The 24,952-nt window shown below is 62.8% G+C and carries 19 protein-coding genes; 2 read left to right on the plus strand and 17 right to left on the minus strand.

The window, feature by feature from the left end; translation table 11 throughout:
* Positions 1 to 577: 577 nt before the first annotated feature.
* The 14 genes from H7A87_RS16585 to H7A87_RS16650 form a co-directional block, all read right to left on the minus strand.
* Positions 578 to 1,519 (minus strand): NAD-dependent epimerase/dehydratase family protein, encoded by a 942-nt coding sequence (locus H7A87_RS16585; protein WP_119128320.1) that lies wholly within the window; start codon positions 1,517 to 1,519, stop codon positions 578 to 580.
* On the minus strand, positions 1,503 to 2,537 hold the full coding sequence (gmd, locus tag H7A87_RS16590; protein WP_012439287.1) for a GDP-mannose 4,6-dehydratase: 1,035 nt from the start codon (positions 2,535 to 2,537) through the stop codon (positions 1,503 to 1,505). Before gmd ends, H7A87_RS16585 begins: the two co-directional genes overlap by 17 nt.
* Before the next feature lie 77 nt (positions 2,538 to 2,614).
* On the minus strand, positions 2,615 to 3,214 hold the full coding sequence (locus H7A87_RS16595) for a glycosyltransferase (RefSeq protein WP_180496777.1): 600 nt from the start codon (positions 3,212 to 3,214) through the stop codon (positions 2,615 to 2,617).
* 35 nt (positions 3,215 to 3,249) lie between these two features.
* Entirely contained in the window at positions 3,250 to 4,998 is a 1,749-nt protein-coding gene (locus H7A87_RS16600) for a glycosyltransferase (RefSeq protein ID WP_119128319.1), read from the minus strand.
* 20 nt (positions 4,999 to 5,018) lie between these two features.
* Positions 5,019 to 6,080 (minus strand): glycosyltransferase family 4 protein, encoded by a 1,062-nt coding sequence (locus H7A87_RS16605; protein WP_102580568.1) that lies wholly within the window; start codon positions 6,078 to 6,080, stop codon positions 5,019 to 5,021.
* Between the two features lie 49 nt (positions 6,081 to 6,129).
* Positions 6,130 to 8,418 carry a methyltransferase domain-containing protein gene (locus H7A87_RS16610; RefSeq protein WP_232087869.1) on the minus strand — a complete coding sequence of 763 codons (2,289 nt, stop codon included), beginning with the start codon at positions 8,416 to 8,418 and terminating at the stop codon, positions 6,130 to 6,132.
* 39 nt (positions 8,419 to 8,457) lie between these two features.
* Positions 8,458 to 9,744, minus strand: coding sequence for an ABC transporter ATP-binding protein (locus H7A87_RS16615; protein ID WP_102580569.1), 1,287 nt, complete (start codon positions 9,742 to 9,744; stop codon positions 8,458 to 8,460).
* Entirely contained in the window at positions 9,741 to 10,526 is a 786-nt protein-coding gene (locus H7A87_RS16620) for an ABC transporter permease (RefSeq protein ID WP_180496778.1), read from the minus strand. The genes H7A87_RS16615 and H7A87_RS16620 overlap by 4 nt, the downstream gene beginning before the upstream one ends.
* Positions 10,527 to 10,618: 92 nt before the next feature.
* Positions 10,619 to 11,998: a glycosyltransferase family 4 protein gene (locus H7A87_RS16625; RefSeq protein ID WP_119128317.1), complete on the minus strand. Its 1,380-nt coding sequence runs from the start codon at positions 11,996 to 11,998 to the stop codon at positions 10,619 to 10,621.
* The gene (locus tag H7A87_RS16630) at positions 11,995 to 13,194 is read right to left on the minus strand and encodes a cystathionine gamma-synthase (protein WP_119128316.1); all 1,200 of its coding nucleotides are present in this window, start codon (positions 13,192 to 13,194) and stop codon (positions 11,995 to 11,997) included. The genes H7A87_RS16625 and H7A87_RS16630 overlap by 4 nt, the downstream gene beginning before the upstream one ends.
* Before the next feature lie 101 nt (positions 13,195 to 13,295).
* Positions 13,296 to 14,666 carry a pyridoxal-phosphate dependent enzyme gene (locus tag H7A87_RS16635; RefSeq protein WP_104583283.1) on the minus strand — a complete coding sequence of 457 codons (1,371 nt, stop codon included), beginning with the start codon at positions 14,664 to 14,666 and terminating at the stop codon, positions 13,296 to 13,298.
* Positions 14,667 to 14,946: 280 nt separating this feature from the next.
* Positions 14,947 to 15,165 (minus strand): YdcH family protein, encoded by a 219-nt coding sequence (locus tag H7A87_RS16640; protein ID WP_002814034.1) that lies wholly within the window; start codon positions 15,163 to 15,165, stop codon positions 14,947 to 14,949.
* 345 nt (positions 15,166 to 15,510) lie between these two features.
* Positions 15,511 to 16,401, minus strand: a complete 891-nt coding sequence (locus H7A87_RS16645; protein WP_115677892.1) for a hypothetical protein — start codon at positions 16,399 to 16,401, stop codon at positions 15,511 to 15,513.
* On the minus strand, positions 16,398 to 16,781 hold the full coding sequence (locus tag H7A87_RS16650; RefSeq protein WP_039525328.1) for a DUF4398 domain-containing protein: 384 nt from the start codon (positions 16,779 to 16,781) through the stop codon (positions 16,398 to 16,400). Before H7A87_RS16650 ends, H7A87_RS16645 begins: the two co-directional genes overlap by 4 nt.
* Positions 16,782 to 16,879: 98 nt before the next feature.
* On the opposite strand from H7A87_RS16650, the gene H7A87_RS16655 reads away from it, so the two are divergent.
* Positions 16,880 to 18,013: a PilT/PilU family type 4a pilus ATPase gene (locus H7A87_RS16655; RefSeq protein WP_119128315.1), complete on the plus strand. Its 1,134-nt coding sequence runs from the start codon at positions 16,880 to 16,882 to the stop codon at positions 18,011 to 18,013.
* Between the two features lie 961 nt (positions 18,014 to 18,974).
* Here H7A87_RS16655 and maiA read toward each other — a convergent pair.
* Entirely contained in the window at positions 18,975 to 19,637 is a 663-nt protein-coding gene (gene maiA / locus H7A87_RS16660) for a maleylacetoacetate isomerase (RefSeq protein WP_119128314.1), read from the minus strand.
* 43 nt (positions 19,638 to 19,680) lie between these two features.
* Positions 19,681 to 20,739, minus strand: coding sequence for a fumarylacetoacetate hydrolase family protein (locus H7A87_RS16665; protein WP_180497042.1), 1,059 nt, complete (start codon positions 20,737 to 20,739; stop codon positions 19,681 to 19,683).
* Between the two features lie 308 nt (positions 20,740 to 21,047).
* Here H7A87_RS16665 and H7A87_RS16670 point away from each other — a divergent pair, with 308 nt between their 5' ends.
* Positions 21,048 to 22,436 (plus strand): DEAD/DEAH box helicase, encoded by a 1,389-nt coding sequence (locus H7A87_RS16670; protein ID WP_104649381.1) that lies wholly within the window; start codon positions 21,048 to 21,050, stop codon positions 22,434 to 22,436.
* Positions 22,437 to 22,583: 147 nt separating this feature from the next.
* On the opposite strand, the gene H7A87_RS16675 is transcribed toward H7A87_RS16670, so the two are convergent.
* Entirely contained in the window at positions 22,584 to 24,869 is a 2,286-nt protein-coding gene (locus H7A87_RS16675) for a transferrin receptor-like dimerization domain-containing protein (protein WP_119128313.1), read from the minus strand.
* Positions 24,870 to 24,952: the final 83 nt, after the last annotated feature.

Genomic DNA, 24,952 nt, shown 5'->3' on the forward strand with positions numbered 1-24,952 from the left:
TCGACTGGTCATGCAGGCTGGTGGCCTTTGGGCCCCACGACGCCAATCCATGGATGTTGGTATTCGTGTGAATGGTGGCAACTGGCAGCACCAAACCCTCACAGCATCGGCCCCAGAGCCGCAACTGATCACTATTGCCCTGCCAAAATTGGCGGCTGGCGATGAAGTCAGGGTCGAACTGCACTTCGATCGTCCAGCCTCACCAGTCGAGCTTGGAATATCTTCGGACGCGCGCGCTCTGGGCATTTCACTCAGGTCTATGCAGCTGTTGGGCCGCACGCCCTAGCAGTCGCTGGCCGTGGGCGGGCAAGCCAGCAAATGCAATCAGGCCTGGCGTTACCTGACCCGTATCAGGTGCGCGCCCTTGCACGTGGTTGACAGCACGCGCCGCGGAATCATGTATCTCAGATCGACCATTGATCGCATGTCTACCAAGCAACCTACGTCACGTCATACCGAACGTGACGTAGGTTGTCTGGCCACATCAGTCACCGCACCTCAGACTTCTGCGTGCGCATACGCGTAGATGGATCACGAAGCCAGCCAGCTGCCAGCATTTCGCGAGGCCGAGCTTCACTCAGCCTTCTTCGAGCATCCATTCCAGGGTTTTCCGCAACGGCGGAGACGTCCAGCTCCCGGTGAGCTCCTGCAGCAATCGATTATCGCCGCATAGCATCTTGACTTCATTGCTACGCACAAACTTCGGGTTCACAGAGACTTCCAACGAATGGCCAGTGATCTGTGTGCACAGATCGATCACTTCCCGAAGGGAATAAGCCGTTCCGGAGCACACATTGACTGTACGACCGATGGCGTCGGCTGATTGCAACAGCTTGCCATAGGCCGATGCCACTGCCCTGACGTCACCGAAGTCACGCGACACATCCAGATTTCCCAACTCGATCCGTGGCTCTCGCCGGACAAAGTGCGAGACAATCTTGGGAATGAGGAAGTTTTCCGACTGCCCCCTACCCGTGTAGTTGAATGGTCGGACTACGGTGACAGGCAGCCGACCCTGCCAAAGCCGAACCACGTACTCCATGCTCAGCTTGCTGATGGCGTAATCGTTTGTTGGTGCCGGAGCAACCGACTCATCCAAACGCCCTTCCGAGGAGTTGCCATAAACATTGGCACTGCTGGCGATGAGGAGCCGCTCGAGAGAAATTTCAGCCTCTTCCACTGCCTGCAGCAAATGACGCGTGCCAATCAAATTTACGTTGTAGAAATCATCTGCACTCCCGTGACCGACAAACGCAAGCGCAGCCAAGTGAATGATAATGTCCGGACGGGTAGTCTTCAGCACCTCACGCAAGGCATCCTGATCGAGCAGGTTGACTTGATAATGACGGTCGACAGAGGCCAGGCCGCTAGCCCAGTCCGGTGCGGAGTGATCGGAGCCGCCAAGCCCCAGCACCTCGCAGCCTAGATTTTTCAGTTCATCAGACACATAGCGGCCGGTGAAACCGGACGCGCCAGTGACTAGAACCCGCTTACCGTTCAGATCAGAACGAGAAGCCATGCGCGTTCCTCTTGAGATCGGCCTCGACCATCATCTGGCAGAGCTGCTCCAGCGTGGTTTCAGGCTTCCAGCCGAGGACGCGCGTTGCCTTCTCGGGATCGCCGATCAACAGATCCACTTCTGCAGGACGGTGGAATTTCGCATTGATGCGCATCACCACCTTGCCGGTAGCGACATCCACTGCAGTTTCATCTGCATCCTTGCCGCGGAATTCGACGTCGATTCCGGCCCCCTTGAAGGCCATGCTGACAAAATCACGGACGGTTTCAGTGCGATTTGTCGCCAGAACAAAGGTATCCGGCTCATCGGCCTGAAGCATGCGCCACATCCCTTCCACGTACTCGCGCGCAAAACCCCAATCGCGCTTGGCATCCAGATTGCCCAGCTCCAGGCATTCCAAGCGTCCAAGTTTGATCTTGGCCACCGAGTCAGTGATCTTGCGCGTCACAAATTCGCGGCCGCGCAGCGGGCTTTCATGATTGAACAGAATTCCGCTGGAGCCGAAGATGCCATAGCTCTCACGGTAATTGACCGTCATCCAATGCGCGTACAGCTTGGCAACGCCATAAGGGCTGCGAGGATAGAACGGCGTGCTTTCGATCTGCGGGACCGCCTGCACCTTGCCGAACATTTCCGATGTCGAGGCCTGGTAAAACCGGATGTCCTTGTTCACCTGCCGAATGGCTTCCAGCAGGTGGACCGGGCCGATGCCGGTGATGTGCGCGGTCGTCGTCGGCTGGTCGAACGATACACCCACGAAACTTTGAGCCGCCAGATTGTAAACCTCGGTGGCGCCCGTGCTCTCGAGCATGCGGATACTCGAACCAAGGTCGGTCAGGTCGTACTCGATCAGGTGCAAATTAGGGTGATTTGCAATTCCCACCTCTTCGATCCGCCAGAAATTGACCGAACTGGTACGGCGGTATGTGCCGAACACGCGGTAGCCCTTATCCAACAACAGCTGGGCCAGGTAGGCACCGTCTTGGCCGGAAATGCCGGTAATCAACGCAGTTTTCATCATCCCTCTCTTGGTTACTTATAAGTTACGGAATCGAGCCGGGATTGAACGCGGCTCGTTCCGATGATCATTGAGTCTCAGCGCGTGGCCAAAGGCTTTCCGCCCGCACCACAAACCGTTTCCTTGCCCTGGTCCTGGCACGAAGTCAGGGGGCCATAATCGAGCGAATCCACCTTGAAGTCGCTGTACCACGCCACCGATTCCTGGACGAGGCCGAATCGCAGCGTTTTCCCGATCACCGCCTGGCTGGGCACATCTGCGACCACTTCAGCGGAGCCACCCGCCGGAATGCCCTCGGCAGGAAGCGGAGCGCGCAGGAAGTCCCGGTTCGAGACATTGCCGGAATCATCCACCAGGGAGATGGCGAGATTGACCGGCAGTGTGCCCTTTGAGTTGATGGCGGCCTTGCCCGAATTGGTGACAGACACTGCAACCCGTACCAGCTCGCCGTTGTTGACCAGTACCGGCTCCGAGGCAATGGCGTAGCGTGCGCCAACCTGCTCTTGCGTCAACGGAGTCGACATGCCGCCTGCTTCGGTGGTCTGGGCGGCCTGCTGGGGTTCGGCCTTCGCTGGCTGTTCTGCCTCCGGGGCCTTCGAGCAGCCGGTGAACGCAATCACCGTCGCCAGGACGGCGACGGAGCCGAAGGAAACAGGAGATTTCATACGATTTTTCATGGATAAGGACCTGTGGTGGATGAGCACGCCGCTCATTATTGAGCGGCTTCTACTCGAATGAGAAGTCGGGCCGGTGAAAAGCCACGGCTTTTGAACCAGCAGACCGACTCCTGGACTAGATCAATCTCCAGGTAGTAGTCACCTGCGACTGCCGGAGCGCGGACTGTGAGATCGTGAACTGCAGAAGACATCGGCGCGACCGCATCGTGAATAAAATGGCGAGGTTGTTCGGCTACCGCCGTCGGTGTTTCGGCATGAATCCAGAAGTGTCCGAGATAAATGCCGAACGGCCGCAATGCGTGACCGAGCGGACTGAACCAGGAGTACTCGCTGTTGTTGGTCAATTCGACACGCAACGAGATTATGCTGGACGGCTCGGCAACCAGCACCTCCTGCTCAGCAACGGCAGCCTGCCCCTGAAAGGCCTCTTCCGGCAACGGCTCACTGTAGGGATAGGGTCCCACTGTTGCCCCAACCACACGCGCATGCGAATCCAGCTCCTGATCCTTCAATGCTGCCAGGGCCGGATTAACCCAGCGATCCCCGCGCAGGCTGCTCAGCACGTCGATTCGATGCAGCTCCTCGGCAAGCGGAGAATCGATGTCGACCTTCAGGCTTGCGACCGCATCAGCCACACAGTCCTTGAAATCGGAAACAACCCGATGGCGTCTCAGCAGCCGCGCATATCCTTCCGCGGCTGCATAAGGATCAAGCGCCAGCCGTCTTGATGCATCGGAACACTCTTCGGCCCAAGCGGCGTAGGTTGCAGGGTCGCGCGTCAATTGACGCAGCAACGCTGCCAGAGCGTCCGGGCATTCTGCATCCGGCGCGACTTTTTTTACCGAAGCGGGCAGCTCTGCATACCAACCGTGATCCGATACGATGACGGGGAGACCCGCCTGCATCGCTTTGCATACGACAGCCGACGCCTCGCCCATCGTTGGCTGGCGCAGGGCAATCATCAGATCCGCACGCTCAAATACCTTACTGAACTGATCGTCGTCTAGATGGCCATGATTGATCAGCTGCACGTTACGCAGGTCTGCAATACTCTCCAGCTGATCGAGTACGGCTGCTTCTACCTGACCAGCGATTTCCAACGTGATCGGCCCATTCAGTTCGGAGTCGATCGCCGACAGCGCCTGCACAATCCAATCGAAGCGACGATTCGTATGCCCACCGCCCAGCAACGCGATGGTGCGCAGATTGTCACGAATGCGATGCTGAGCGACCGTCGGGTACAACTGCGGCACCACCGTCACGGGGAGCCAGGGAAAGTCCTTGCCGATCTGATCGGCTGCATAGCGTGAGTGCACCACTACCTCAGTGGCCAGTTTGGTGGCCACTTGATGCAGCGGAAAACGCACCACATCTTCCCGATTCCAGACGGGCGATCCGCTACGAAGCGCCAGTTTGGCGCTCCTTACATCGGTGCTGGAATACCACTTTTCCAGAAGATTGAAATAGTCGCCGTTGAGAAGGCGGCCTTCTTCATTCAGAACGCCAGCGGCCATATGATGCAATACAAGGTCATGCAGATGCACGATTCCCGGCGCTGCTGCCATCAACGGAAGCATCCATCCATGGAACGCTGGATGGTTACCCATCTGGTAAACGATCGCATCCGCTCCAAGCAGTCTGTGGACGGTGTTGTTCATCCCGAGGCGAACAAGATCGGCATGTGCAATCGCATCGACCTGCAGCCCTTGATCTCGCAGCAGGTTCGACAGACCTGCCGTGTACTCTGCAATGCCTGAGCGCTCCGGAGGATGCGGCCCGACCATCGCGATGCGAAACGGCGTACTCAAAGCCGGCTCTCCACCAGATTGCTTATCACGCGATCCCAGGTAATGGAGGTACTCATGTGCTGACCAGCCTCAGCCAATGCACGAAGTTGCGCCGGTCCTTTCGCATAACAATCGAGCAGGCTCTCAGCGATCGCCTCTGGTGTAGGACTTGTGACCCAACCGCTGCCGGTGGACTCGACGATCCTGCCCACCTCACCGCTATCGTCAACCGTAATGACCGGCTTGTAGGCGGCGAAGCTTTCCAGCGTCGCAAAACCATAGTCCTCATCCACCGGCGAGTAGAAGACCGCACGGCAGTTGGCAATCAGCTCGAGCAGTTTCTCGTCTTCCACGAAACCTGCAAGCTCGACGCGATCCGTCAGGCCCAGCTCGCGGATCAGCGGTGCCAGGGAGTGGGCATACTCGCTGGCACCGGTTCCGGCGATGACCACCTTGGCATGGGGGACATGCTTCGCGGCCCGGATCAGCAGGTCGGGACGCTTCATCACCTCAAGACGACCGATACACAGCACGTAGTCGCCATAGTCTCCCGAGGTGATGAATGGCGCCAGCTTCGACGGCGGATAGAGAACCTCAGAGCCCAGACCGCTGTACTGCTGCAGACGGTCGGTAACCGTCTGAGAAATGGTATATCGAGGCTCGATCTCCGCCAGCAACTCCCGGTCGGACGCTCGCAGGGCATCACGCACCGCCGAATCCTTCGCGGTCAGGTGGGGCTGATCGAAGCGCGTACGTTCCAGGTCATAAAGCACTCGATGCTGATGCACGAGCCAAAGCGCCTTATTGGCATGCGAGGCGGCATAGGTCGGATACTTGGTGCAAATGCACAGGTCGATTTTCTGACCATTACTTTCGTTCAAATTCAACAACCTCCATGCGAGCATGGAAGACAGAATTTCTGTTTCTGGATACCACTTATAGGGCAACTGCACCAGCTCTGCGACGACCTGGCGTTGCTTGCCCCACAGATTGATTTGCTTGACAAGCTCTTCGTTAAGCAGCTCCGCGCCGCCTCTGACAAACGGCACTTGCGCGCCAAGCACAATAACTCTTTTCACCTACATTCCCCTTCATGATGTCCTTGCCGGTACATGGCAATCCCTGTCCTTATTTCTTCGATTTCCTGATCCGGCTACCCAACTGATCCAGCGCTGCCAGCTGCTTGTCGATGGCCACATCGGCGGGCGTTGCCACCTCGTCCTCCGCAAGCACAGGCTCTGTGCGCTCCAGCCGCTGCGGCGCATGAACCACGAGAGGTCCGCCACGCTTGGTCACCTTCATGGTGACCCATCTCAAAGGTGCTGTCACACGCCATGAGCGGCTCGTATGAAGCTCTCCGATCTGGCCCTCCAGCATATCCACTGCCAATTCAAGTTCACGAATGCGGCTACGTGCGTCCTCGAGGGCCTGCAAGCGATGGGACAGATCCAGCTGCAGCTCCTTCACCCTGCGTGCGTCCGCGGCGCCGGCAGTCTCCGACCTATTGACGCGCTGAACCAGCGAAACAATTTTCGCCTGCAGTTCATCGATGGTTGACTGCTGCTGCGTGTTGACGCGCTCCATCTCCGACATGCTGACCTGCATGCCATCGCGCTCTTCGACCAGTCGACTGAGGTCAGCGGCAAGCAGTTCCGACAGTTCACGAACGCGTTGACGCTCTTCCAGCTCGGACTCGAGCACCGAAATCTGCGAGACGAGCCTTGCATTCTCGGCCTCCCGATCCGCCAGGCCCCTGTTGAGCTGTTTCTCCCTGTCCTCGGCTTCGGCAGTGCGCCTTTCCAGATCTTTTGCCCATTCCTGCAGTTCGCTACTCACCTTTTCCAGATCGCGGTAGCGGTTATCGGCCGTCTCTGCTTCCAGCTGAAGGGTTGCAAGCTTGTCCTGGGCCTGCTGAGCACCTACCTGCAGGCGCTCAATCAAGGATGCGCGTGCCGCGAGCTCAACACGGTCATGCTCGTTCTGGGTATAGAGGGCGCCAAGGCGCGTGTTGTAGCTCAGCAACGCCTGTTGCATGTGGCTGTAAAGCGATGTCCATTCGGGCGCATGCAATGCGACCGGTTCAGAGCGCGCCAGGCACTCTTGCAGCTCTGCAAACGTCCAGCGTGCCTGGTCTCCCCCAAATGCCTGGATGAAGGCATTGCGATAACGAGGAGGAAGCGTCATGAAGTCCAAAGCCGGTTCCCGACCGGGACTGGCCGGAACAATGCGACGTTGCAGGATCTCCTTGACCGTAATCAGGAAGGACAGCAACAAGTCGCCCAGCCAGGAGCAATCGGTGGCTTCGGCAGAAATGGCGCCGTAGTCGATCAGAATGGCCTTGCCTTCCTGCGACATCAGAACATTCCAGCAACGCACATCATTGTGATAGAGACCCACGCGCTCGAGCATTACCAATTGCTCAAGCAATTCGGAGACTACTTTATCCGGATCGTAGGGCGAGCCGTCGTCGATCAACTCCGAAAGCAGGCGTCCGCCGGACATCTCCCTGACGAGGAACAAATCCGATGCATCGTCCAAGGCCGCAATCAGCCGTGGTACGGGATACGATGCAGGAGGATTTCTGAGAAACTCGACCTCGTTATTGAATTCCTGCCAATTGATTTCGGCGCGCCCACCGATGCCCATCGTCATCTTCTTGACGAACACCTTGTCGCCGAAATAATAGCGCCTGCTGTACTGATGCGTTCCGCGCCCATAGGCGTGCGCCTCGCCCGACCAGGAACTGAACCTGCCGACAGCCTCGCCCACGTACCAGAACTTGCTGCTGGCAAAGTACAGCGGCCTGGAAATCGAAGACAGATGGGTTGCCTGCCTCGACAACAATCTGGTGAAGGCATAATCGGTCAACAACTCCGCAGGGTCGTGCGGCAGAGAAGGCCCCCAGTACAGCGGCTCCTCACGCAATGCCAGCTCGAAGATCCCGGCGTCGGTGACCTCGGAGAGCTTGCGGCATAATCCCGCCACGCGCGCAATTCCCTGGGAATGCACCAGATGATGGAAGACACTCAGCCCCAGGACAAGGTCGTACTGGTCTGGATCAAGCCGCGCGATGACGTCTTCCACGGTCCCGTGCTCGAATGACGCAGCGAACGTCGGGTGCTCCTGGGCCAACGCCTGGCACACATCGACATTGAGATCCAGAAAATCCACACCGTGGACTTGATGCCCCTCGGCCGCCAGGCTCAATGAAAAAAATCCCTGGGCGCAGCCGAGATCCAGCACCCGCAGTGGGCGACCAAGCTCTCCCTGGAGCCTTTGCGCACATTCGCGAATCAGCACAAACCTGTCTTCGCAGCCGCGCGAACTTCCTTCCGAAAGCTCGGGGTGTCCGAAAATCGGCTGATATTTCTCAGGCAGAGCGGCCACGCGCGCGCCAATATGCATTGTTTCAGTCATGACTGATGTTCTCTGATGTGATGGTAGATCCTGACGCCGTCATGACAACGCTTCTACGATTTCGAAATCGGCCTTGAGGTCCATCATCCCCCAGAATTGCATCCCTCTTGCGACGTTCAGCACGATGGCGTCGTAACGACGATCCAGCGGCGTCAATTCCACAAGCGGGTCACCACTGGAAATGCCGAGCGAGACCAGATAGTTCGCTTCATTGAGGTCGAGAGGCATGCTGAACTTGCAGACGATGACCTGTCCCGCTTTTACCGAAATCCCGGACCGCCCCTCACTGGAAAGGAAGGAGTTGGTGCCGTAGAGGAATAGACCCTCGAGGGTTTTAATCAAAAACCCGGGCACTACACTGTCAAAATCCTGATCGAAGGCGATCTTGACGTAAAATACCGTCCTGGTACCGCTCTCTACGCGAGCAGGAAACTCTTCCCCGCCGCTGACAACGACATAATCGAGTATTCGCGCACCGCCCTGCCCCCAGCGATGTTCACCGGCATTGTAGTAAGGGCGCGTATGAAAGATATCCTCATCGCCAGCGTGCATCTGGCCTGGCGCATCATCGGCCTGTGCCTGAAGCGATGCAGGCTTCTTGCCGAACAACTCGTCCAGATAAAGGTTGGAGACCTCACGCGAGGGCCCATCGGCATGCACGCTACCGTCCTTGATCAAAATGGCACGGTCGCAGTGTTTGACAACATCTCCGACCGCGTGACTGACGAGGATGAGCGTCATGCCCTCGTCCTTGTAAGACTGGATGCGCTTGAAGCACTTCGCCTGAAAATACGCATCGCCCACCGACAATGCTTCGTCGACGATGAGTACATCGGGCCGAAATGCGGTGGCCACCGCAAACGCGACGCGTACCTGCATACCGCTTGAGTAGGTGCGTACCGGCTCATCGAAGTACTCTCCGATCTCGGCAAACTCCTGTATCTCGGGCAACACCTTGTCGATTTGCTCCAATGTGTAACCCATCAGCCCGGCAGAATGTCTGGCATTCTCCCTGCCGCTCAGGTCCGGATTGAAACCCATGCCGAGCTCGAGAATCGCGGCGATACGGCCATGCCGGATGATGCGTCCTTCGGTAGGTTGCGAGGTACCGGTGATCAGCTTGAGCAATGTGCTCTTTCCGGCGCCATTGCGCCCCATGATCCCGATCGACTCACCCGGAGCGACCGAAAACCCGACATTCCGCAGAACCCAGTGCTCCTCTCGCGGCTTGACCTTCAACCCGAACCAGCTGGCGGCGCGTAGCCACTCGCTACCCCAGACACGGTAGGACTTCCCCAGCCCCTCAACCATCAACACAGGGCTCATAGGGCATCCACCATTTCAGCGCTCGCTCGGCGGAAGACAATCATTGACACAACACACAGGACGAGGGTCGCCAGCATGAGCGGGACAAGCTCGATCCACGCTGGGGAACGCCCGTAAAGAAGTACTCCCTGATAAGCGCTGACAAGCGGGAACAGCGGATTGAGCTTGAAGAGTTCCTGGGTCTGCGCGGGAAGGATATCGATGGTGTAAACGATAGGCGTCACCCAGAACATTGCCTGCAGAACGACCGGCACGACCTGCCCGATGTCACGCACGAAGACGTTGAAGACGCCGAGCAGCAATCCGATCGACATCGCGAAAGCCAATGTCAGCAGCATCAGCAGCGGCAGCCAGGCTGCCTGCGGCCCCAAGGTGTGCCCCAGAATCGCGAACACGATGATGATTGCCAGGAACAGCAGCAGGTTGTTCACCATGACGGTGCCGCCGGCAATGAGTGGGAGACATATCCGCGGGAAGGCCTGCTTCTTCATCAGATTGCCGTTATCCACGAACAATGAAACACACTTGCCAATGCATTCGGCAAACAGGGTCCAGCAAAGCGTTCCGGCCATCAGATACAGGGCGTAAGCAAACTTGTTATTGACGCCTGGCAGCTTCGCGGCCAGCACCTCGGAAAGAATCGTCGCAAAGATCAGCACCTGCATGAGCGGGTGAATGATCATCCACAATGCGCCGAGTTTGCTGCGCAGGAAGCGCAGACGCAGGTCATTCCTGATCGACGACAGGATGAAGTATCGGAAGGCCCATACGGACCGGATCATGTCCAACGTTGCTACCTCTGAAAGTGTTCACTACTTTGGTGAAGCGGGGTAACCAGATCGCTACATCACAGGGTCGACAAAACCAGTCACCGTCAGTGCGTTGACGCGACCACCTTCGCAGCCCTTGCCAGCAGGTGCTCCGCTACGCTTCGGGGAGCAAGCCTTGCGCAGATATCGGCCCTGGCTGCTTCGCCCAGCCGCCGCGCCTGTGACGGGTCGTCCGCAAGCCGACGCATCGCAGCTGCGGCAGATGCGATGCGCGGCTCTGCCCAGCGCGCGCCATCCGACTCCGGATATCGGCCCGCAACCGGCACCAGGTCGTAGTCTACGAGGCAGGAGTTGCTGTCCGTCATGAACTCCATGTTGCCCGACCAGCCCGTTGCAATGACCGGCTTACCGAGTGACATGCACTCGGCAAGCCCCAACCCGAAGCCTTCGGCCCGATGCAGCGATACATACACGTCACAGCATCGCTGCAGCGCGCGCACATGCATCCTGTCGATCACCTCGTCCCGCAGCAGGATCCGCTTGTCAGCTGCGACCAGGCTCAGGAGTTCCGCCATCTGTTCGGGGTACATATGCCCATTGCTTGACTTCACGACCAGACGCACATCGTTGCGATCGACGGGAAACGCATGCCTGAATGCATTGACCACGGCCTGGGGATTTTTCCTGGCCACGAAGGAGTGGAAATCAAAAGTGAAAAGAAAGACGAAGGTTTCCGGGTCCAGCCCGAAGTCCTGCCTCTGCAAACCGCTATCAGGCTGGTCAGAGAGCGGCAGCGGAAGTCGCATGATCGGTTTGTCGGTCACGCTGCGGAACGCATCCTCGATGAATCGTGAGGCCACCATGATCTCGTCCACCAGCGCAATGGCACTCAGCCAACTTGGCGGAATCACTTCAAGTTCCCAGAACCAGCACGCAATGACGTAATGCCCGTCCATGCGGGCCCGGCCGATCTTCTCGAACGCGGCTTGGAGGTAGTCGGGGTTGACGAAGACGACGGTGACCTGGTGCGGCATGCGCTGGTCGATGAGGCCATCCAGGCTCCGGTCGTCCCAGGAGTGCGCAAGTCCCATGTCCAGGTCATACAACGACACGGGAACGCGCGCGCTGATCAGCGCACGCGCATACATCCTTGCGCTCTCCGCCAGCCCGAATTCGCCACGGAGATAGCCGACAATGTTGATCCCCACCGATGGAATCCGGGTGACGGAGATATCAGCGTCCATCGGCAAGGAAGCCTCAGCGCCTTTCGCGCACAGCTCCCAGGCGGCGGTGCGCTGAAATCGCGTTTGAACCAAAGAGCGGGCGGACAGCGTGGAAGAAACGCGGTCGCGCCAACGCTGCGGGAAAACGCGATAGATACGCTGCAACCAGGACTGTTGGCGTACCCACGACTGCAGGCGAAGGCCGGCCAGCCCGCTCCGCCAATACGCGAACACGTCCTGTCGTTGCGGCGACGCAGTCATGAAGAACGAGACGCCTCAAGGGCACGTTCCAGATCCCCGCGCAAATCCCCCACATCCTCAACCCCCACGCTCAGCCGCACCAGCGCATCGCTGATGCCGAGCTGGTCGCGGCGGGCCACCGGGATGGAAGCATGGGTCATGACGGCGGGATGGTTCACCAGGCTTTCCACACCGCCCAGGGATTCGGCCAGGGTGAACAGCTCTGTCTTCTCGCAGAAACGCTTGGCCGCGTCGAAGCCGCCCTTGAGGACGATCGAGACGATGCCGCCGAAGCCGGACATCTGGCGCTGGGCCAGGGCGTGCTGCGGGTGCGAGGCCAGGCCGGGGTAGATCACCTTTTCGATCGCGGGGTGGGTGTCCAGCCACTGCGCCAGCGCCAGCGCGTTGTCGCAATGCGCGCGCATGCGCAGCGGCAGGGTCTTGAGGCCGCGCAGGGCGAGGAAACTGTCGAAGGGCCCCTGCACGCCGCCGATGGAGTTCTGCAGGAAGGCCAGTTGCTCGGCCAGCTCGGCATTGTCGCCAACCACCGCGATGCCGCCGACCATGTCCGAGTGGCCATTGAGGTACTTGGTGGCCGAGTGCACGACGATGTCGGCGCCCAGGCTGAGCGGGCGTTGCAGCATCGGCGAGGCGAAGGTGTTGTCGACCACGATCAGCAGGCCGTGCTTGCGCGCGATCGCGGCAATGGCGGCGATGTCGACCAGCTTGAGCATCGGGTTGGTCGGGGTCTCGATCCACACCATCCTGGTCTCGGGGCGGATCGCGGCTTCGAAGGCGGCCGCATCGGTCATGTCGACGAAGCTGAAATCCAGGCCGGCGGTGCGGCGACGCACGCGCTCGAACAGGCGGAAGGTGCCGCCGTACAGGTCGTCCATCGCCACCACGTGGCTGCCGGCATCCAGCAGCTCCATCACCGTGGAAGTCGCGGCCATGCCGGAGGCGAACGCGAACGCGCGCATGCCGCCTTCCAGCGCCGCGACGCAGCGCTCATAGGCAAAGCGCGTGGGGTTGTGGGTGCGCGAATATTCGAAGCCCTGATGCTCGCCCGGGCTGGACTGCGCATAGGTGGACGTCGCGTAGATCGGCGGCATCACCGCCCCAGTGCTGGGATCCGGCGACTGCCCTCCATGGATCGCCAGCGTCGCCAGCGACAGTGCGCGCTCGCCATCGTGGCTGGGTGGGGTGCGATTGGACATGGAGGTTCCCGGAAAAAGTGGCGGATTGTAGCAAGCAGGTCTGAATGGCCGGTGCCGCGCGTCTCATCCGGGCGCGCGGCGCTACCCGACACTGCCTGCGATCACTGCACGCGGCGGCGCAGGTAGTTCAGCAGGTCGATACGGGTGATCAGGCCGAGGAATTGGTTGCCGTCCATGACGATGGCCACCTGGCCGCGGTCGAACACCGGCAGCAGCGCTTCGATCGGCGAGGCGACATCCAGGCGATCGAGCTTGCTGACCATGGCGGTGGAGATCGGGTCGCGGAAGCGCGCCTCGTCACCGTACACATGCAGCAGCACGTCGCTCTCGTCGACGATGCCGACCAGCTCACCGTCATCGATGACCGGCAGCTGCGAGACGTCGTACAGCTTCATGCGCTGGTAGGCGGTGGTCAACAGGTCCTTCGGCCCGACCACCACGGTGTCGCGCTTGTTGTACGGGCGCAGGATCAGGTCGCGCAGGTCGCCGTGCTGCGGACGCTCCAGGAAGCCGTTGTCCAGCATCCAGTAGTCGTTGTACATCTTGGACAGGTACTTGTTGCCGGTATCGCAGACGAACACCAGCACGCGCTTGGGCGTGGTCTGCTCGCGGCAGTACTTCAGCGCGGCGGCCAGCAGGGTGCCGGTGGACGAGCCGCCCAGGATGCCCTCCTTGGCCAGCAGCTCGCGCGCGGTGTGGAAGCTTTCCGCGTCGGTGATCGAATAGGCCTTCTTGACCCGCGAGAAGTCGGAGATATCCGGCAGGAAGTCCTCGCCGATGCCTTCGACCAGCCAGCTGCCGGATTTCTCGCTGACCGTGCCCTCTTCGATGTACTGGGTCAGGATGGAGCCGACCGGGTCGGCCAGTACCAGCTCGGTCTGCGGCGATGCGGTGGCGAACGCGCGCGACAGGCCGGTCATGGTGCCGGAACTGCCGCAGCCGAACACGATCGCGTCCAGCTTGCCGTCCATCTGCGCCAGGATTTCCGGGCCGGTGCCGAATTCGTGCGCGGCCGGGTTGTCCGGGTTGCCGAACTGGTTGATGAAGTAGGCGCCCGGGGTCTCGGCGGCGATCTTGGCGGCCAGGTCCTGGTAGTACTCCGGGTGGCCCTTGGCCACGTCCGACCGGGTCAGCACCACCTGGGCGCCCATGGCCTTGAGGTTGAAGATCTTCTCGCGGCTCATCTTGTCCGGCACCACCAGGATCAGCGTGTAGCCCTTCTGCTGGGCGACCAGTGCCAGACCCAGGCCGGTGTTGCCGGCAGTGCCTTCGACCAGGGTCGCACCAGGGCTGAGGTCACCGCGCTGCTCGGCCGCTTCGATCATCGACAGGCCGATGCGGTCCTTGATCGATCCACCGGGGTTGGCCGCCTCCAGCTTGAGGAACAGCTCGCAGACGCCGGTGTCCAGGTGCTGTGCCTTGACGATCGGCGTGTTGCCGATCAGTTCGAGTACGGAGGAATGGATCGCCATCGGAATATCGTCACTGCGTCGCGCGGGGCTTGGCCGCCCATTATCCGACGAACAGCTGGGGAATGCTCATTCAGACTGGAACCGATCGCGCCGGCCGGTGAACGGGCGGGCCCAACGCGCGCTGCCATGACCTGACTGTCCGGCCGCGGGGCGGGCGTTGGCGCCATCTTGCCCGCCGCGTGACCCACGGATTGCGCATAGAAAGACGCGGACGGTGGCAAGCCGACGAGGAGGCCGCCACCGCCCGCGACGGTGAACTTGTTCTAACGGTGGGGAAGGATCAGTGGGTGAGCTGGTCGTACATCCGGGTGAGCTTCTCTTTCGCCTGCAACTTCTCGCGCTTCATCTGGCCCAAGGTCACGTCGTCGATGGGGAGCACCCCGAGTTCGGCATCCATGCATTTCTTGTTCAAGAGCTTGTGGCGTTGGTACAGCTGCTTGAACTCGGGATCGGACTTGACCAATGCGTCGATTTCGGTCTGCGGTTGCCCTTCGAACATGGCGTTACCTCCTTCACTTGAAACACTTAAAACAAGAACGCCCCGGCCGCGGGCGGCACGGGGCGCTGCTTGGGGATGGAAGACTCACGGATCACAATGGCAGGCGCACTGGCGGAACCCACACGCTGTCCGCCGAATTGCGTTGATGCGTGCCCTTGCGTCACTGGCCCGGCCCTCCGTACGTCCAGGCAGCGGAGTGCTGCCCGGGAGTACGACCCTACGCCGGTCGCGGAGGGGGTTCAAGGCCGGAACGGCCGCTTTTGCCGTTCCCTGTGCCAATCAGTGACCGCGGTTCAACCGGGCGTCATGCCCGGGTTAAAAGACCTTAACTTCCAACCACTTGCATCACGGCGAGACAACGACCTCGGCAGCGCGCGTCTTGCTGGCGGCGGCCTTGGTGCCATTGACCTGCAGACGCGCACTGGCAACGCCGGCAGCCACCAACGCGTCGCGCAGCGCTTCGGCCCGCTTCTTGGCCGTGGCCGCATCGCTGTCGTAGCCGACGATGCTGACCCGGCCCTTCTTGCCGATGTTCAGGTATTCGGCCAGCGCCTTGGCCTGCCCTGCGGCATCGCCGGACAGCGCCGCCTTGCCACCAAACGCGCCACTGCCCAGCGAAAACACTTCGCCGCGGCTGTCGAACCTGGCGGATGGCAACTTGGCCCCGGCCACCAGCTCGGCTTCTTCATGCGCCAGTTGCACGGCCTTTTGCTGGGCCGCATTGAGCTTGGCGGTCTGCTTGCCGGCCACGCTGGTCAGCGCCAGCTCGGCGTCCTGGCGGGCCAGGGTCTCCTGCTCGGCCGCCTGCCGCATGCGCTCGGCCTCCTCGGCCTGGATCTGCGCCTGCACGCGCAGACGCTCGGCCTCCTGGCGCGCACGCGAGGCGTCACGGCGGCTGGCTTCGATCAGCAGGTCGTTGCGGGTGCCCTCCAGCCGATCCAGTTCGCGCCGCGCCAGCGCGGTGCGGGCGGTGAGTTCGGCGATTTCGACCCGGCGATCGGCCAGGAACACCAGTTCGTCGCGGTCGCGGCGCTTGGCCTCGGCCAGCGCCGCCACGCTCTGCTGCGCCTGCAGCCGCTCGTAGCGGGCCAGGTCGTTGGTCTGCGGGTCGTTCTGCAGCGCGGCCAGGCGCCGGTTGAGCGCATCGGCCTGCGGGTCGTCCTTGGCGGCCATCGCCAGCGGCGGCAGCGTGGCCAGGCTCAGCACACCAAGATAGAGGAGCGGACGCAGTTTCATCGGCCGGCCTCCCCGGTGTTGAGGCTGTTCTGCAGCTGCGCCACTTCCTTGCGGCGTTGTTCCAGCTGGGCGGTGACCACCGCCTCTTCGCTGCGCGCCTTGGCCAGGTCGGCGTCGGCCGCTGCGCGCAAGGCGATCTGCGGCACCTGCTTGCGCTGGCGTTTGTCCAGTTGCGCCTGCTGGGCCTGCATCAGTTCCTGGCGGGCCAGGTTGACTAGGTCGGGGGCGTATTGGTCGGCATCGGCCTGGGTGGCGCGTTGCACGGCCTGTTCGGCGGCGGTGAGCTCCGGTGCCACCTGGGCAGCAGCGGGAGAGGAAAGAACCATGAAACAGGCGATGCCATACAGGGATCGCCGCAAGTATGCGAAGCTAGCCGTCATTAGGGGAGCCGTAGCGAGAAGTCTCGAGCACGGCCATTGTCGGAAGCCTGCGGCGTACTTGCAACGAGACGCTGCTGTTTGTTGGGGAACCATTGCGCATGGATATCGGCTACTTCCTGAAGCTGATGACCGAGAAGAATGCCTCGGACATGTTCTTGACCACCGGCGCGCCGGTGTACATCAAGATCGAAGGCAAGCTCTACCCGCTCGGCAATACGGGGTTGCCGCCGGGAATGGTCAAGAAAATCGCCTACTCGCTGATGGACGAAGGCCAGGTGCCGCAGTTCGAGCGCGAGCTGGAACTCAACATGGCCATCGCCCTGCAGGACGCCGGCCGCTTCCGCGTGAACGTGTTCAAGCAGCGTGGCGAGGTGGGCATGGTGATCCGCGCCATCCGCAGCCGGATTCCCAGCATCGAAGAGCTGAACCTGCCGCAGGTGCTCAAGGACGTCATCATGACCCCGCGCGGGCTGGTGCTGGTGGTCGGCTCGACCGGCTCGGGCAAGTCGACCTCGCTGGCCTCGATGATCGACCACCGCAACAGCACCACCACCGGGCACATCCTCACCATCGAGGACCCGATCGAGTATCTGCACAAGCACAAGATGTCGATCGTGAACCAGCGCGAGGTGGGCCTGGACACGCATGCCTTCCAGAGCGCGTTGAAGAACGCGATGCGCGAGGCGCCGGACGTGATCCTGATCGGCGAGATCCTGGACGCCGAGACCATGGAGGCGGCGATCGCCTTCGCCGAGACCGGCCACCTGTGCCTGGCGACGCTGCACTCCAACAATGCCGACCAGACCATCGAGCGCATCCTCAATTTCTTTCCCGAGAGCGCGCACAAGAACGTGCTGATGAACCTGGCGCTGAATCTGCGCGCCGTGGTGTCGCTGCGCCTGGTCAAGGGCGTGGACGGACGCCGCCGGCCGGCGACCGAGGTACTGCTCAACACGCCGATGATCCGCGATCTGCTGCGCCGCGGCCAGGTGCACGAGGTTAAGCAGGCGATGGAAGAATCGCTGGAAGAAGGCATGCAGACCTTCGACCAGTGCCTGTTCCGCATGGTCAAGTCCGGCGAAATCGAGCAGGAGGAAGCGCTGCGCGCGGCCGACTCGCGCGACGGGCTGGCGCTGAAGTTCCGCCTGTCCGAGGGCGGCTCCGGCGAGCACGACCCGTATGCGGACTACGAAACGGCAGCGACACCGAAGATCAGCCACGGCTTTATCTGATGGATTCGGTAGCGAGACGCGGCATGCGGCAGCACTGATGGATCACGGCTGCCGGCGCTGGGTTTCCGGCGTGCTGGCGCTGCCGCAGGCACCCTCATCCGGCGCTGCGCGCCACCTTCTCCCGCCCGCGGGAGGAGGAGAAACACGTCGGTAACACGGAACGTCACCCAAGGGCTCAGGGCGGGCGTCGTTGCGGTCGGCGGCACCTTTTCCAGCGCTGCTGCCTTCTCCAGGCACATCACCCGCTCGAAAAAGCACATCACCTGCCTTCTCTAGAGCGTCACCTGTTCCAAAGCGCATCATCCAGCTTCTCCAGGGCGCCTCACCTGCTCCGAGGCACATCATCCGGCTTGTCCAAAGTGCCTCACCTGCTCCGAAGCACGTCATCCGCTTCTCCAGAGCGCCTCACCTGCTCCGAAGCACGTCATCCGCTTCTCCAGAGCGCCTCACCTGCTCCGAAGCACATCGTCTGCCTTCTCCAGAGCGCATCCTGCGTTTCTCCAAGGCCCTCACACTACGGCGCTCTCCGAAGCACCTCGACCGGCGTTGCGAGCCTCTCCTCTCATTGATGGCGACACCAGGATCAGCGGTCGTGCAAAGCGGCGAGCCATTCGCCCGGAATGCCTGGCCGGAAGCTGACGCGTCGGCTCCCCTGCATACCCTTCTCCCGCACGGCGGGAGAAGGTGCTCGCAGCGCGGATGAGGGCCCTGATGCACCAGCGGCGAGCCAGTTCCCGGGAGTACCTGGCCGGCTGCTAGCGTGTCGGTGTCCCGGCAGACCCTTCTCCCGCGCGGCGGGAGAAGGTGCCCGCAGGGCGGATGAGGGCCTTGATGCGCCAGCGGCGAGCCAGTTCCCGGGAGTAGCTGGCCGGAAACTAGCGCGTCGGTTTCCCGACATGCCCTTCTCCCGCGCGGCGGGAGAAGGTGCCCGCAGGGCGGATGAGGGCTTGATACCCTGCCCTCACGCCACCGCATCCACCTGCATTTCCGGCCGTGCCGCATCGAAGGCCGGCAGCGCCAGGCAGGCCTGCTCGATGCGTTGCAAGGTCGGATACGGCGCCAGATCGACCTCGAAGCGATGCGCGTTGTACAGCTGCGGAATCAACGCGCAATCGGCCAGGCCTGGCGTATCGCCATGGCAGAAGCGCCCGGTGTGCGCATCGCGCGCCAGTTGCGTTTCCAGCGCGGCGAACCCGCGCTGCATCCAGTGCCGGGTCCAGTGCTGACGTTGCGCGACGTCCAGCGCGAACGCGCGCTCCAGCAGCTGGGTGACACGCAGATTGTTGAGCGGATGCACATCGCAGGCGATGAGCTGCGCCAGGGCGCGCACGCGGGCGCGCTCGGCCGGCGCAGCCGGCAGCAGGGCCGTGGTGTCCGCGAACGCCTCTTCCAGATATTCCAGGATCGCCAGCGACTGCGGAACCACCACCGCACCGTGCCGCAGCGTCGGCACCAGTTCCTGCGGGTTGAGCTGCGCATACGCCGGGGCGTGTTGCTCGCCACCATCGCGGACCAGATGCACCGGATGCGCGAGGTAGGCCAGCGCCTTCAGGTGCAGGCCGATGCGCACGCGGTACGCGGCGCTGGAGCGCCAGTACGAGAACAATTCCAGTGGCGCACTCATGCCCGGCCCCGCATGCGCTGTTGTGCGTGCACACGCGCCGATGTCATGGCAGCGGCTGACGTTCGACGCGTTGTTCGATCGCACCGAAGATGCTGACGCCATCGGCGGCGACCATCTCGATCCGCACCACGTCGCCGAAGGACAGGAACGGCGTGCGCGGCGCGCCGTCGCGCAGGGTTTCCACCACGCGCTGTTCGGCAAAGCACGAGGCGCCCAGCGTGGTGTCCTGGTTGGCGATGGTGCCGGAGCCGACGATGGTGCCGGCCGACAGCGGCCGGGTCCCGGCGGCGTGGGCGATCAGCTGGGCGAAGTCGAACTGCATGTCGTTGCCGGCCTCCGGCGCGCCGAACCAGGCGCCATTGACGTGGGTGACCAGCGGCAGGTGCACCTTGTTGCCGCGCCAGGCCTCGTCCAGCTCATCGACGGTGACGAACACCGGCGACAGCGCCGAGCGCGGCTTGGATTGCAGAAAGCCAAAGCCCTTGGCGAGCTCGGCCGGAATCAGGTTGCGCAGCGACACGTCGTTGACCAGGCCGACCAGCTGGATATGCGCGGCGGCCTGCTCGGGCGAGGCGCCCATTGGCACATCATCGGTGATCACCACGATTTCGGCCTCCAGGTCGATGCCGTGGTCTTCGCTGATCACCTTGATCGCATCGCGCGGGCCGTAGAACCCGGCGCTGGTGGCCTGGTACATCAGCGGGTCGGTGTAGAAGCTCTCCGGCACCTCGGCGTTGCGCGCGCGGCGCACGCGCTCCACGTGCGGCAGGTAGGCGCTGCCATCGACGAATTCGTAGGCGCGCGGCAACGGTGCGGCCAGCGCCTGCAGATCCAGGTCGAACACGCCATCGGCGCTGCCCTCGTTGAGCGAGGCCGACAAGGCATTCAGGCGCGGCGCGACATTGCTCCAGTCCTCCAGCGCGCGTTGCAGCGTGGGCGCGATGCCGGTGGCGCGAACCGCGGTGCGCAGGTCGCGCGCGACCACGATCAGGCTGCCATCGCGGCCGCCTTCCTTCAGGGAACCTAGCTTCATGACCGTCCAATGCTGTGGCTGATCGGTCGATTGTACGGCCTGCCACAAGGGTGGTTGCACCTGAAACAACTGACCCATAGCCCAACCGGGGAACTGACCTTTTGTGCAGCGCGCCAAACGCGCGTACACTGGCCCGGTCTGCATGCGGCCGTCCGTTTCCCTTAGGGACAGCCGGCGAGGCCAGGATCGATCGATCCGCTCGCCCGCCCCACCCGACGCCTTTCGTGGTGCCGACAAACCCATCGTTCCTTGATTGGGTTGTTCCACCATCTCGCAGCGCGGTTCACGGGAACGCTCCGAGCCTCACCTTTTTGCATCTGCAATGCGTTTGCGCTCCGGGCCTGTCCTGGTGGCGACGCTTTACTTGGAGCTTCCTGATGTCTTTTGAATCCCTGGGCCTGGCGCCCTTCCTGCTGCGCGCGTTGGCCGAGCAGGGCTACGAAACCCCCACTGCGATCCAGCAGCAGGCGATCCCGCTGGTGCTGGCAGGCCATGACCTGCTGGCCGGCGCACAGACCGGTACCGGCAAGACCGCCGCGTTCGGCCTGCCGTTGCTGCAGCACCTGGGCACCTCGCCACAGCCGGTCAACGGCCCGCGCAAGCCGCGCGCGCTGATCCTGACCCCCACCCGCGAGCTGGCCACCCAGGTGCACGACAGCCTGCGCGGCTACAGCAAGTACCTGCGCATCCCGAGCGCGGTGATCTACGGCGGCGTGGGCATGGGCAACCAGCTGGACACGCTGCGTCGTGGTGTGGACCTGCTGATCGCCTGCCCGGGCCGGCTGATCGACCATATCGAGCGGCGCAGCGTGGACCTGTCCGGCATCGAAGTGCTGATCCTGGACGAAGCCGATCGCATGCTCGACATGGGCTTTTTGCCCTCGATCAAGCGCATCCTGACCAAGCTGCCGCGCCAGGACCGCCAGACCCTGCTGTTCTCGGCCACCTTCGAAGAGAACATCAAGCAGCTGGCGCTGGAGTTCATGCGCAACCCGATGCAGATCCAGGTCACCCCGAGCAACACCGTGGCCGAGAGCATCACCCACCGCGTGCACCCGGTCGATGGGGCGCGCAAGCGCGACCTGCTGCTGCACCTGCTGGCGCAGGACAGCCGCGAGCAGACCCTGGTGTTCGCCCGCACCAAGCATGGCAGCGACAAGCTGGCGCTGTTCCTGGAGAAGTCCGGCATCAAGACCGCGGCGATCCACGGCAACAAGAGCCAGGGCCAGCGCATGCGTGCGCTGAGCGACTTCAAGGCCGGCCGCGTGACCGTGCTGGTGGCCACCGATATCGCCGCGCGCGGCATCGACATCGACCAGCTGCCCAAGGTCATCAACTACGACCTGCCGATGGTGGCCGAGGATTATGTGCACCGCATCGGCCGCACCGGCCGTAACGGATCCACCGGCGAGGCGATCTCGCTGGTGGCGCAGGACGAAGCCAAGCTGCTGCGCCAGATCGTGCGCATGCTGGGCCGCGATGTGGAAATCCGCGACGTGCCGGGCTACGAGCCGCAGACCCCGATCCGTTGGGGCAATAGCGCGCCGGGTCGTGCCGAGCAGCCGGGTGGCGATCGCGCGCCGCGCAAGAGCCACGCGCGTCGTCCGCATGGCGATGCACCGCGTCAGGCGCATGCGCATGCCGGCCCGAAGAAGCCCGGTGGCCAGCGCAGCAGCGGCCCGCGTCAGGCCGGTGTTGCTGCCGGTGCCGGCGCAGGCCGTCGCGATGGCGGCCGTGGCGGTCAGCGTCCGGGCGGCACGCGCTGAAAATCCCGTGCGCCGGCACGACCGGCGCCCAGGTCTGCGTTGCACTGAAAAAGCCGCCCCTCGGGGCGGCTTTTTTTGTGGGCACGGCGCAGGCGATGCGGTGCGAACAGGACTGCGCGTAAACACCCGACGCAGTCCGTCACGTCCCTAACCCTCGATCAACGCCGTATTGCGATCGATCGCCTCGCGATACCGATCCAGCACCACGGCGGTCTGCACGATGTAGGCGCTCAGATCCTCCCAGCGCCGGTCTTCCAGCGCTTCGCGGATGCCGGGCAGGGTCTTGACCTCGTAACCGGTGGCCAGGCCGGGGGCGTAGATCAGGTTGCGGTACCACGGCCGGCCCGGCAGACCGCCTTGGGCCAGCAGGGTCTGGTCGATGCGCTGCAGCGAGGCATTGAGCTTGCCGCGCGCGCGTGCATCCAAGGCGCTGCCGCGCGATGCCAGTGCATCGTCATAGCGCTTGGCGCTGGCCTGCAGGCGGGCAATGGCCTGATCAAGTGCGGCGAAGTCGATCTGCGGCACCGCGGCTTTCGGCTCCGGTGCGCGTTGCGGCCGGTTCGGGTTGTCGACAGCCGCATAGGCGCCGGCCTGCAACAACTCGGCCTGGGTGCGTGCGGCAGTGCGGTCGCTGTCGGCCTGCTGCTTGAGTTCCTGCGCATAGCCGGCCACCGCATCGGCGAAGTCGCCGAAGCGCTGCGGCAACACCGGCGCGTTGGCCACGCGCAGCACCGTGCGGCCGACCGTCTGCGACAACAGCGGCAGATAGCTGAAATCCGGATCGATGTAGCGCGCGAAGTAATCGTAGGAGTCGTACAGCGAGTGATAGACACCGCTGCCGCCACCCTGCCCGCCATAGCCCAGATCCAGCGTGGTCAGCCCCAGATGCTGCAGGAACGGGCTGTAGTCGCTGCCCGAGCCCAGCGCCTTGAGCGGCACGTCGCCGCCGGCCGCGACCTGCCTGGCGATGTCCTTCTGCGCCGGCTTGGCAGTGGCCGCCAGCGTATCGATACGGGCGCGGGCGCGTTGCCGTTCGAGCACGCTCACGCCGCTGTCGGGATCGCGCAGGTCCGCCGCCACGCCGTTGACCAGGCGCTGCAGCGCATGGCTGCCACCGGCATTGAGAAAGCCGCGCCCGTTGCCGTCGGTGTTGACGTACAGCACCGCCTTGCGGCGCAGTTCGTCGGCGTGCTGCTCGGCCCATTCGGTGGAGCCGAGCAGGCCGGCCTCCTCGCCATCCCAACTGGCATAGACGAGCGTGCGCTTGGGGCGCTGCCCCTGCCTGGCCAGCTCGCCGATCGCCTTGGCTTCGGCCAGCAAGGCGGTGGTGCCCGAGAGCGGATCGGCCGCACCGAACACCCAGCCGTCGCGGTGATTGCCGCGCACCACCCACTGGTCCGGATACTCGCTGCCACGCAGGGTGGCGATGACGTTGTAGATGGTTTTGCTGCCCCAGTCCGCATCCACCTTGAGATGCACGCGCGCGGTGTCGTCGCCGCCGATGCGGTAGGTGATCGGCAGCGCGCCGCGCCAGTCCTCCGGCGCCACCGGCCCGCCCAGCGCGGCCAGCAAGGGCTGCGCGTCGCCCCAGCTGATCGGCAGGGTCGGAATCTTCAACACGCTGCCGGCCTGGTCGACCCTCAGGCGTTTGGCGCCCTTGCTGGCGCCGACGCCCGGAGTGAGCGGATCGCCGGGATAGATGGCGAAATTGGCGACCGAGCCGCGTTGCACGCTCCACTGATTGCGCGCCGGGCCATCCGGATAGGCCCGATCCTGGAAATACCCGTCGTCGCGCGGATCGGAATAGATGATCGCGCCGATCGCGCCATGCTCCTGCGCCAGCCGCGGCTTGAGCCCGCGCCAGCCCTTGCCGTAGCGGGCAATGACGATCTTGCCGCGCACGTCCACGCCGTTGCGCGCCAGCGCTTCGTAGTCTTCGGCGATGCCGTAATTGACGTAGACCAGGTCGCCGGTGACATCGCCATTGCCGCCGTAGATGACGTAGGGCGGCAAGACGTTCTCGGTTTGAGTGGAGGTGCTGTCGCCTGGCAGCGGCGGCTCCTTCAGACGCGCGACATACGGTTTGGGACCGAGCAGTTCCAGCTGCGAGCTCCTGGGCGAGGGCCACAGCACCTGGAAGGTTTCGATGCGCGCGTCCCACCCGTAGCCGCGCAAGCGGTTTTGCAGATCGCGGGCGTTCTCCAGGTTGTGCGGCGCGCCAACGTGATTGGGCGCCGACGCCCATTGCTTCAACCAGCCACGATAATCGGCGTCCTTCAGGCCGCTATCGAAACGCGCTTCCAGCGCGCGCTGCGCCTGTGCGGCAGCGGCGTCGTAACCCGGCAGCGCAACGGGTTGGGCCGCAGGTTGGGCGGCGAGGGAAGGTGCGACAAAGGCCAGGGCGAGCAGCCAGGCATGCTGCGAAGACGTCATCGGAGTTCCTTGAAGAGTGTCCGGGGGCGAACGGCGATTGGGTTAAGACAGCACGCTGGCGCACGCACGCACCATCGCACGGG

Origin of the sequence: Xanthomonas sp. CPBF 426, from assembly GCF_903989465.1 — a bacterium.
Taxonomy (GTDB): Bacteria; Pseudomonadota; Gammaproteobacteria; order Xanthomonadales; family Xanthomonadaceae; genus Xanthomonas; species Xanthomonas euroxanthea.

Bases quoted from the DNA above. Each gene is read 5' to 3' on its own strand.
- H7A87_RS16670 (WP_104649381.1), top strand. From the start codon at position 21,048: ATGTCTTTTGAATCCCTGGGCCTGGCGCCCTTCCTGCTGCGCGCGTTG.
- H7A87_RS16635 (WP_104583283.1), bottom strand. From the start codon at position 14,666: ATGGCGATCCATTCCTCCGTACTCGAACTGATCGGCAACACGCCGATC.
- H7A87_RS16600 (WP_119128319.1), bottom strand. From the start codon at position 4,998: ATGGTCGGGCCGCATCCTCCGGAGCGCTCAGGCATTGCAGAGTACACG.
- H7A87_RS16620 (WP_180496778.1), bottom strand. From the start codon at position 10,526: ATGATCCGGTCCGTATGGGCCTTCCGATACTTCATCCTGTCGTCGATC.
- H7A87_RS16630 (WP_119128316.1), bottom strand. From the start codon at position 13,194: ATGTCCAATCGCACCCCACCCAGCCACGATGGCGAGCGCGCACTGTCG.
- H7A87_RS16595 (WP_180496777.1), bottom strand. From the start codon at position 3,214: ATGAAAAATCGTATGAAATCTCCTGTTTCCTTCGGCTCCGTCGCCGTC.
- H7A87_RS16610 (WP_232087869.1), bottom strand. From the start codon at position 8,418: ATGACTGAAACAATGCATATTGGCGCGCGCGTGGCCGCTCTGCCTGAG.
- H7A87_RS16645 (WP_115677892.1), bottom strand. From the start codon at position 16,401: ATGAAACTGCGTCCGCTCCTCTATCTTGGTGTGCTGAGCCTGGCCACG.
- H7A87_RS16585 (WP_119128320.1), bottom strand. From the start codon at position 1,519: ATGGCTTCTCGTTCTGATCTGAACGGTAAGCGGGTTCTAGTCACTGGC.
- H7A87_RS16625 (WP_119128317.1), bottom strand. From the start codon at position 11,998: ATGACTGCGTCGCCGCAACGACAGGACGTGTTCGCGTATTGGCGGAGC.
- H7A87_RS16655 (WP_119128315.1), top strand. From the start codon at position 16,880: ATGGATATCGGCTACTTCCTGAAGCTGATGACCGAGAAGAATGCCTCG.
- gmd (WP_012439287.1), bottom strand. From the start codon at position 2,537: ATGAAAACTGCGTTGATTACCGGCATTTCCGGCCAAGACGGTGCCTAC.
- H7A87_RS16675 (WP_119128313.1), bottom strand. From the start codon at position 24,869: ATGACGTCTTCGCAGCATGCCTGGCTGCTCGCCCTGGCCTTTGTCGCA.
- H7A87_RS16615 (WP_102580569.1), bottom strand. From the start codon at position 9,744: ATGAGCCCTGTGTTGATGGTTGAGGGGCTGGGGAAGTCCTACCGTGTC.
- H7A87_RS16640 (WP_002814034.1), bottom strand. From the start codon at position 15,165: ATGTTCGAAGGGCAACCGCAGACCGAAATCGACGCATTGGTCAAGTCC.
- H7A87_RS16650 (WP_039525328.1), bottom strand. From the start codon at position 16,781: ATGACGGCTAGCTTCGCATACTTGCGGCGATCCCTGTATGGCATCGCC.
- maiA (WP_119128314.1), bottom strand. From the start codon at position 19,637: ATGAGTGCGCCACTGGAATTGTTCTCGTACTGGCGCTCCAGCGCCGCG.